This window comes from uncultured Roseovarius sp. (assembly GCF_947259555.1).
GTDB lineage: Bacteria > Pseudomonadota > Alphaproteobacteria > Rhodobacterales > Rhodobacteraceae > Roseovarius.
On sequence record NZ_CAMYMD010000003.1, the window covers coordinates 20,552 to 27,988 of the forward strand.

The 7,437-nt window shown below is 64.0% G+C and carries 8 protein-coding genes; 3 read left to right on the forward strand and 5 right to left on the reverse strand.

The genetic code is table 11. The annotated features are described in order from the left end of the window. Nucleotides 1–32: 32 nt before the first annotated feature. Both Q0X85_RS00555 and Q0X85_RS00560 read right to left on the reverse strand, forming a co-directional pair. Nucleotides 33–1,271 (reverse strand): FAD-binding oxidoreductase, encoded by a 1,239-nt coding sequence (locus Q0X85_RS00555; protein WP_297767582.1) that lies wholly within the window; start codon nucleotides 1,269–1,271, stop codon nucleotides 33–35. 101 nt (nucleotides 1,272–1,372) lie between these two features. Next, nucleotides 1,373–1,765: a rhodanese-like domain-containing protein gene (locus Q0X85_RS00560; RefSeq protein WP_297767583.1), complete on the reverse strand. Its 393-nt coding sequence runs from the start codon at nucleotides 1,763–1,765 to the stop codon at nucleotides 1,373–1,375. 119 nt (nucleotides 1,766–1,884) lie between these two features. Here Q0X85_RS00560 and Q0X85_RS00565 point away from each other — a divergent pair, with 119 nt between their 5' ends. Then, nucleotides 1,885–2,217 (forward strand): hypothetical protein, encoded by a 333-nt coding sequence (locus Q0X85_RS00565; RefSeq protein ID WP_297767585.1) that lies wholly within the window; start codon nucleotides 1,885–1,887, stop codon nucleotides 2,215–2,217. Between the two features lie 11 nt (nucleotides 2,218–2,228). On the opposite strand, the gene Q0X85_RS00570 is transcribed toward Q0X85_RS00565, so the two are convergent. Together Q0X85_RS00570 and Q0X85_RS00575 are read right to left on the reverse strand one after the other, a co-directional pair. After that, nucleotides 2,229–3,320: a Hint domain-containing protein gene (locus Q0X85_RS00570; RefSeq protein WP_297767587.1), complete on the reverse strand. Its 1,092-nt coding sequence runs from the start codon at nucleotides 3,318–3,320 to the stop codon at nucleotides 2,229–2,231. 3 nt (nucleotides 3,321–3,323) lie between these two features. Further along, nucleotides 3,324–4,934 carry a Hint domain-containing protein gene (locus Q0X85_RS00575; protein ID WP_297767599.1) on the reverse strand — a complete coding sequence of 537 codons (1,611 nt, stop codon included), beginning with the start codon at nucleotides 4,932–4,934 and terminating at the stop codon, nucleotides 3,324–3,326. Nucleotides 4,935–5,281: 347 nt separating this feature from the next. Here Q0X85_RS00575 and dapE point away from each other — a divergent pair, with 347 nt between their 5' ends. Both dapE and Q0X85_RS00585 read left to right on the forward strand, forming a co-directional pair. Further along, nucleotides 5,282–6,433 (forward strand): succinyl-diaminopimelate desuccinylase, encoded by a 1,152-nt coding sequence (gene dapE / locus Q0X85_RS00580; RefSeq protein WP_297767589.1) that lies wholly within the window; start codon nucleotides 5,282–5,284, stop codon nucleotides 6,431–6,433. After that, nucleotides 6,433–7,017 (forward strand): TIGR04282 family arsenosugar biosynthesis glycosyltransferase, encoded by a 585-nt coding sequence (locus tag Q0X85_RS00585; protein ID WP_297767592.1) that lies wholly within the window; start codon nucleotides 6,433–6,435, stop codon nucleotides 7,015–7,017. Before dapE ends, Q0X85_RS00585 begins: the two co-directional genes overlap by 1 nt. Here Q0X85_RS00585 and Q0X85_RS00590 read toward each other — a convergent pair. Further along, nucleotides 7,014–7,437 (reverse strand): GcrA family cell cycle regulator (locus Q0X85_RS00590; protein ID WP_297767594.1); only part of this gene is annotated, 424 nt, incomplete at its 5' end. The two genes, Q0X85_RS00585 and Q0X85_RS00590, sit on opposite strands and share 4 nt — an antisense overlap.

Genomic DNA, 7,437 nt, shown 5'->3' on the forward strand with positions numbered 1-7,437 from the left:
GGACCGCGATCTTTTGAAGATCGCGGGCGCGCTTAGTTGAAGCGGTTGGCGTCGTAGGGGGCGAGGTCGATATTGGGGCGGCGTCCGGCGATCATGTCGGCGATGAGCCGCCCGGTCTTGGGTCCTGCTGTCAGGCCGATATGCTGGTGGCCAAAAGCGGCGTGTACGCCGGTGCCGCCGATTTCGCCGATCAGCGGCAGGCTGTCCGGGGTCGAGGGGCGAAAGCCCATCCATTCCTCGACGCTGTCATAGGTCAGATCCGGGAAGACCTGCGCCGAGACCCGGCGGATGAGATCGAGCGGCGCGCGCGATGGCCCCTTGGTGATGCCGCCCAGTTCCACGGTGCCTGCGCAGCGCAGCCCATGGGCCATCGGGTTGACCGCGAATTTGCCGCTGGAGATCATCAGCGGGTGGCGCGGCATCTGCGAGGGGGTCTTGAAATGCAGGTGATAGCCGCGTTCGGCCTCTAGCGGCACCTTGAGCCCGAGTTTGGCGATCAGCGGTTTCGACCAGATGCCCGCCGCGAGAACAGCCGTATCGCAGGGCAGTGTCCCTTGATCCGTCACGACGCCGGTGATGCGCCCGTCGGTGAGGGTGATATCCTGCACCTCGGCGCGGCGATACTGCCCGCCCTCTGACTCCAAAACCTTGGCGAGGTCGGCCATGTAGGCGAGCGGGTCGCGGATATGGCCGTGGCCCTTGAGCAGGGCGAGGCATTGGGTGGCGGGGCCCAGCATCGGCTCGACCTCTTGCACCGCCGCCCCTTCGATCAGCTCGGGGATATGCCCGGCGGCGCGCTTCATCTCCCACGAGTAGCTGTCGGCCTCAAAACCGGCGCGGCTGGGATAGGCATAGGCGAAATCGCTGGTGGCGAGCCATTTTTCGGCCGGCGTGCCGCGCACCAGCGCGCGGTGCTGATCGACGCTGTCGCCGACGATGGGGATCAGCCCCTCGACCATGCGGCGGGTGCCCTCGGGGGTGGCGTTGCGGGTGAATTGCCAGAGCCACGGCAGCAGGCGCGGCAGGTAGGACCATTGCAGGAACAGCGGCGAGCGCGGATTGCTGAGATATTTGATCGCGGTGGGAATGAGATCGGGGGTGTTGACCGGCACGATGGCCCATTGCGCCAGGAGCCCGGCATTGCCCTGCGACGCCCCCGCGCCCGGGCCGTCCTTGTCAAGCAGGGTCACGTCATGGCCCGCGCGCCGCAGCCAGATTGCGGCGCTCAGCCCGCAGATGCCTGCGCCGATGACGATGACCTTGCCCGACATGATATCCTGCCCCCGATGGAATTTGGCGGCAGGTTGCTCAAAGGGTCAAGCGATTGCAAGGGGGCGTTTCGCGCCGGTAACGGCGTTGCACTTGACGCGCCTCAGTTCTTCTTGGGCTTTTCGCCGATGGGGCCGCCGGCGGCCTGCCAACCTTTGAAGCCGTCGCTCACGTGGCTGACATTCTCCAATCCCATATCTTGCGCGGTGCGCGCCGAGAGGGCCGAGCGCCAGCCGGACGCGCAGTAAAAGACGAACCGGTCGCCGCTTTGGAACTGTGGCTTGGCATAGGGGCTCTCGGGGTCGATCCAGAATTCGAGCATGCCGCGCGGGCAATGAAAGGCGCCCGGGATCATCCCGTCGCGTTCCAGTTCGCGCGGATCGCGCAAATCGACAAAGGTCACGCCCTCTTTCCCGAGCAGATCCAGCATCTCTGACGCGGGGGCGTGATCGACCATTGCGTTGGCCTCGGCCACCATATCCTTGATCTTTTTCATCTGCGCCTCCTCCTGATGATGGGCTGCAAGGTAACTGTCGGGCGGGGGGAAGGAAACCCGGTGTGCGCTTGACTTTGGGGTTTGCTTGGCCCACGGCTGCGCGCGACGGAGGGTCGGGTATGAGCGAAACAGGCAAGGCGCCAAAAAAACAGCAGGTGTTTACCCTGCTCGTTGAGATCGGCCGCAAATCTGGTGACGGCTTGCCGGACAAGGCCATTGGCGCTGCGCTCATGGTCTTTGCCTCTGGTGTCGACGAGGCCGAGGCCGTGCGTGAGACGGTGGCCATTCTCAAGCAGGCCGATACGGCGCCGCTCGATGTGTCGGGCTATGGAACACTTGCCGAGCGAGAGGCCGAGGGGCATGACGTCACTGACGAAGAACGTGCCCTGATGCAGCGCGCGCTCGATGAGAACGCGGTGATCGTGGCGCAGATGACGCCTTTTTTCGAATAGGCTCGGCTATGTCAGGCGGCGCGGTTCATCGCCAATGTGATCGCTTCGTAAGGCTTGAGCACTGGCCAGACCGGACGGGGATGCTCGGGCAGGCGGGAGCGGTCGAACTCTGACAACACGCTGGCGCGCAGCAATTCGGGGTTGCGTCGCATGCGTCCGATATAGAGGCTTTCGGTGCGGGTGCCGGCCGCCAGTATCTCTTCATGACCGGGCAGCAGCAGATGGTGGTAGCCGACAATCTGCGGGCTGTCGGCGTAGAGCGCGGAAAACCCGTTCACCAGATGGCGCGCGGGCACCAGGACGGCCTCTGAACCGAACAGGTATTCCACCTCGGACCCCCGGATCACAAGGCGCTGTTGCGGTGCGACGACGATATCCCGCCGTAGCCCGAAATAGGGTGCGCGCAGGCGTACAGGCCGAAAGCTGCCCATGGCAGGCACCCGCCGCTCGATCGCTTGCAGCACCGGAACGGTTTGCCCGTCATCCGTAATCACCAGATCCCCCCGCTTGATGCGGCCGGCCGGGACGTAGCCGTTGGGGGTGCAGACCGGCACGCCCGCGGTCAGCCCGGGCATTGGGCCGATCGGCTCTATTCGGGTTGAGAGGGCCGCGAAGATCACGTCGGGGTCCATTTTCCTCTGGCGCGGATCGGTGAGGACCGTGCGCATATCGGCAAGCGGCATCGGGTGCGGCGGCGGCAGGGCAATGGAGTGGACGCGGTCCATCTCGGGGCGCTCGAGGGACAGGCGCCCCCACCGCGCGGGCGCATCCCAGCAATAGGTCAGGCGTAGGGTATCGGTGCGATCGTCGGCAAGGTAGGGCAGCGTCGCGTGACGCATGTCGCTGGCTTGGGTCTCGACAAGGACAATCCCGCCACCGGGCAGCGCCTGAAGGGAGAATCCGCCGCTCCACGGGTGGCTGCGGCTGAAGGCAAGCAAAGTCTGGGGGCGGCCATCGGAGGAGAGGCGTGTTTCGACCATCAGGGTGCCGCGCGGCATCAGCGCGCACTCACCCGGTGGGGCGGTCTGCGCGGGGCATGGGGCGTCGAGCCCTTCGAGGGCAAAGCGCCCCCCGGTCTGATCTGAGAACCCGATCCAGCCCATCGTTCAGGCCGCCTCACCGTGCGCCAGCAGGAGCCGGGCCTCGTAGCGCCTGAGCATGCGCCGGGCGGCGGGGCTGTAGCCGGTCCCTGTCTCCGGGTCTATTTCGGGGAACAGGGCGCATATCTCGGCGACAATCTCTGCCTCGAAACTGCGGGCGGTTTGCGGCCCAGGCAGAAAGCTCTCGGTCGCCAGTCCTTCGGAAAAGACCACCTGATGCCGATCAAAGAGAATATGGACATAGTCCACTGTGCCGCCCTCGACCCGGCACACCGAGCGATCATTGACCAGATCGCGGGCGGCTATCAAGACCTCGCCCTCGCCAAAGAGCAATTCGGCGAGACTGTCCCGGATCAAGACCCTGTGCAGCGGCGACAACAGCAGGTCGCGATGTCGGCCAAAGGTGCCCGCGTCGATGTGGATCGGAGCGAACGCGCCTTGCGCGGCGACCTGCCGCCGTCCGATCCAGCGCAGCGGCTGTGCCCCTTCGTCCTGGGTCACTACCAGATCACCGGGTTGCAACGTCTCGACCGCGACCTCGCCGGAGGGCGTGCGGATCAGGGTGCCGGCCACAAAGCACGGAACCGAGTCGACATTGACAAAGCCGACATCCGTCTCACCGGTGCTGCTCTCTACCTCGTAGGTAAAATTGAACTCTTCCGTGTCGCCATCGCCGATCACGTCGATCGTGCCGTCGGCGTTGAGCTGGAGTTGCTGGCCCGAATTGAGGGTGACGGTATCGCCGGCCGCCACGCTCTGTCCATTCAGGTGGGTGATCGTCAGGGTGCCGGCGGTGTTGTTGATGTCATTTCCCAGCAGGTCGAGGGTCTTGGTCCCATCGGGAAACAGCTTGGTCGTATCGTCCATTGCGACAAGCGTGGTCTGAACGCTGTCCGCCGCGATCAGCAGATTCGAGTCGTAATTGGCGTCGTTCACGTCGGCGATGCCGATCCGGATCGAATTGACCTCGCCGGGATTGACCGGAATGGTCAGGCTCATGGTCAGGGTAAACCCGTCCATCTCGGAATTGAAATCGCTTTCGGTGTTGTCGACGAACAGGTTTGCATTGGATTCGTCATTGATGTTGTTGGGTGCGGTGTCGCCGCTGCCAACGCTGATCGGGACAAAGCTGCCATTGACCCAGACCCCGACGGAGTCCTGAAACTGGCTTGTGGTGAATTCGGGATATTCCTCTGACGCAAAGACGAACTGCATGCTCATCACGTCGCCAGTGGGAATGAAATCGGCGTCGATGAAGGCGGCGTCGAAGGTCGGGGCTCCGACGACGGCATTGAACGCCGGATCGTTGTTCACACCGCTGGTATTGGTGCTGGTGTTGTCGTTCTGGTTGGCGTCATTGTTGAGCCACCAGGCCCAGGGTGGCCCATTGCTGGCGGAGTTGGTGAAGTCGGACGCGCGCCCGGTCGACAGGATCACGCCGCTGTCTGACGGTGTCACGCCGGGCGCGATGCTGTCGCCGTTGCTGTAAATGCCAGAGGATCGCGCGTCGCCCGTATAGCTGGCGCTGACGACCGTTACACCATCGCCAAAGATGGTCTCGGCCATATCCATTGCGGATGCGTTGCCGTTGACCGGGAGTTTCGACGCCGTGACCATGCTCTGCCCCATTTCTTGTTGCGAGGCCGCAAAATCACAGTGCTACACGACACCCCAAAGGGGTCGTCCGATCCTGATACGTGGCGAAAACGTACGTCCTTGCCTGACGACGCACGGCTCTGCCCGGATGTCGGGGCCTTGGTCCTTTGCGGATCTTGTGGCCCGTATTCTGTCTTGCCCTGCCTCGGGTTTTTTATTGACTCTCTTTGGATACCAAATTCTCGCTTTAGTGTTAAGGCTAATTCGCTCAATGCTTTGCCAAGCGTGCAAACTGGTCACGGGGTCGCATTTGCGCTCCTGTGCGATCCGCGCTACCTCGGCGGAAACGTGACGTGACAGGACATACCATGCCTCAATCCCCTCTCGACCCCGCCCGCCTGACCGCCGATCTGATCCGCTGCCCCTCAGTGACCCCGGACGAAGGCGGCGCGCTGCAACTTTTGCAAGAGCTGCTGAGCGATGCCGGGTTTTACTGTGTCCGGGTTGATCGAGGAGGTGTCGCCAACCTGTTTGCCCGGTGGGGCGAGAAGGGCGCGGCGCGGACATTCGGCTTTAACGGTCATACAGATGTCGTGCCCGTCGGGGATGCCGACGCGTGGAGCGTGCCGCCCTTTGGCGCGGTCGAGAAAGACGGGTCTCTTTGGGGCCGCGGCGCGACCGACATGAAATCGGGTGTCGCCGCTTTTGTCGCGGCGGCGGTGGATCATGTCACCGACACCCCGCCGGATGGCGCGCTGATCCTGACGATTACCGGCGATGAGGAGGGGGCGTCGGTGGATGGCACGATTGCCCTGCTCGACTGGATGGAGGACCAGGGCGAGCGCATGGCTGCCTGTCTTGTGGGCGAGCCGACATGCCCGGAAAACATGGGCGAGATGATCAAGATCGGGCGGCGTGGCTCGCTCTCGGCATGGTTCACGATCACAGGGGTTCAGGGCCATTCCGCCTATCCGCACCGCGCGCGCAACCCGCTGCCCGCCATGGCGCGTCTGATGGACCGGCTGGCCTCGCATACCCTGGACGAGGGGACCGAGCATTTTGACCCTTCGACCCTTGCGGTTGTCACCATGGACACTGGCAACCCCGCCACCAACGTGATCCCGGCCGCGTGCCGTGCGACGGTGAATATTCGTTTCAACGACGCGCATGATGGCAAGCAGTTGACCGACTGGATGCAAGGCGAGCTGGACCGGGTCTGCGCGGAGTTCGACGTGACGGGCGAGATGCGGGTCAAGGTCTCGGGTGAGAGCTTTTTGACGCCGCCGGGGCCTCTGTCGGATCTGGTGGCAGCAGCCGTGCAAGCCGAGACCAATGTCACACCGGTGCTCTCCACGACCGGGGGCACGTCGGATGCCCGTTTTGTCAAGGATCATTGCCCGGTTGTCGAATTCGGACTTGTGGGGCGGACCATGCATCAGGTCGACGAGCGCGTCGAGATTGCGCAGATCCACCAGCTCAAGACGATTTATGCCCGCATTCTGCGCGATTACTTTGCCTGATGCGACGGCATCTTGTCGTCATGGTGAAAGAGCCGCGCCCCGGACGGGTCAAGACCCGTCTTGGCCGCGATATCGGGATGATTGGTGCGGCGTGGTGGTTTCGCCATCAGGTCGCGCGCCTGCTGCGCGAGGTTGAAGACCCCCGCTGGCAGGTGTCACTTGCGGTCAGCCCCGATCACGAAGGCATGCAGAGCCGCGTCTGGCCTGTGCATTTGCGCCGCGTGCCGCAAGGGCGGGGCGATCTCGGGGATCGGATGGGGCGGCTTTTGCGCGGTTTGCCCCCCGGGCCGGTTTGCATTGTGGGGGCCGATATTCCAGGGATTACGCGGGCCCATATCGCAGAGGCTTTCGCAGTGCTCGGCTCTCATGCGGTGGTCTTCGGCCCGGCCTTGGACGGTGGATTCTGGCTGGTGGGGATGCAGCGCACGGGCCGCATCCCTGCCTCGCTGTTCGACGGCGTGCGCTGGTCGAGTGAACACGCGCTTCGCGATTCGATCAACAGCCTGCCGGATGAGCGCGTCGCGTTCGTGCGCCCCTTGCGCGACGTTGATACGGTCTACGATCTAAGCGCTCTTCGGTCTTAACGCTTGCGATCGCGGCGGCTGCTCATCGGCTGGAAGGCGACGCCGACATGGGCATCGCAATAGGGCTTGCCGGATTGCACGGGCAAGCCGCAGAACCAGAAATTCGGTGTTGCGGGGTCACCGACGGGCCATTTGCATGTGCGCTCTGTCAGCTCCATCAGGGTCAGTTTCTTGGCTTTCTTTTCGATCTCGCTCACCTTTGCCAGCGCCTCCGGGTCGATTTCATTGGCCGAGGGTTGGGGCGGCAAGGGCTGACCCGCGGGGATGATTGCCTTGACGCGACTGACCTGAGTGGCCGGGGCGGGCTCGGCCTCTGGCTTGGTGTCCGCCTTGGCGGCAGGTTTGGGTGAGGGCTTGGCCGCCTTTGGCTCTTGCGCCCGGGGCGGGGGCGCGGCCTTGGGCGCCGCTTCGGCCGGGGCC

Coding starts and splice junctions, on each gene's coding strand:
- Q0X85_RS00555 (WP_297767582.1), bottom strand. CDS start 1,271: ATGTCGGGCAAGGTCATCGTCATCGGCGCAGGCATCTGCGGGCTGAGC.
- Q0X85_RS00560 (WP_297767583.1), bottom strand. CDS start 1,765: ATGAAAAAGATCAAGGATATGGTGGCCGAGGCCAACGCAATGGTCGAT.
- Q0X85_RS00565 (WP_297767585.1), top strand. CDS start 1,885: ATGAGCGAAACAGGCAAGGCGCCAAAAAAACAGCAGGTGTTTACCCTG.
- Q0X85_RS00570 (WP_297767587.1), bottom strand. CDS start 3,320: ATGGGCTGGATCGGGTTCTCAGATCAGACCGGGGGGCGCTTTGCCCTC.
- Q0X85_RS00575 (WP_297767599.1), bottom strand. CDS start 4,934: ATGGTCACGGCGTCGAAACTCCCGGTCAACGGCAACGCATCCGCAATG.
- dapE (WP_297767589.1), top strand. CDS start 5,282: ATGCCTCAATCCCCTCTCGACCCCGCCCGCCTGACCGCCGATCTGATC.
- Q0X85_RS00585 (WP_297767592.1), top strand. CDS start 6,433: ATGCGACGGCATCTTGTCGTCATGGTGAAAGAGCCGCGCCCCGGACGG.